Source organism: Candidatus Nitrosotalea sp. FS (assembly GCF_011319475.1).
Lineage (GTDB): Archaea > Thermoproteota > Nitrososphaeria > Nitrososphaerales > Nitrosopumilaceae > Nitrosotalea.
Genome location: NZ_RCMC01000079.1, coordinates 182 through 620 on the forward strand (window position 1 = coordinate 182; position 439 = coordinate 620).

Consider the following 439-nt stretch of genomic DNA (forward strand, 5'->3'; position numbering starts at 1 on the left):
TGTCCCTGCATCTTTGCAATCAGTATGGCACCAATTCCACATTTTTCCCCATGCAGCCCGACTCCAGGTTTTAGATGATCAACTGCATGAGAGAACAAGTGTTCTGCACCAGAGCATGGCCTACTGGATCCCGCAATGCATGCTGCTACACCTGAACTAATCAAGGCTTCCACAATCATCCTAACGTCAGGATTTTTCCTAAAGTCTTTAGAGTTGTCAATTACAATTTTGGCACTCATTGATGCCAGNTAGGTTCCAAAATATTCCCCGACGTTATCTCTAGCAAGTTCCCAATCTCGTACAGCAGTAACCTTTGCCATTAAATCACCACAGCCGCTTGCAAGCAATCTCCTTGGCGCCTTCTTTAGTATGGCAATATCAACAAAGACTCCAAGCGGCGCAGTAGCGATTATCGAATAAGGCTTGTCTCCACGTATTG

1 protein-coding gene and 1 pseudogene are annotated in these 439 nt (G+C 45.4%); both read right to left on the minus strand.

The window, feature by feature from the left end:
* Positions 1 to 248, minus strand: a 248-nt coding sequence (locus DYY66_RS13910) for an iron-containing alcohol dehydrogenase (RefSeq protein ID WP_255496020.1), incomplete at both ends; no start/stop codon positions are given.
* Position 249: 1 nt separating this feature from the next.
* Positions 250 to 439, minus strand: a pseudogene (locus DYY66_RS13915) (iron-containing alcohol dehydrogenase); the annotation flags it as partial.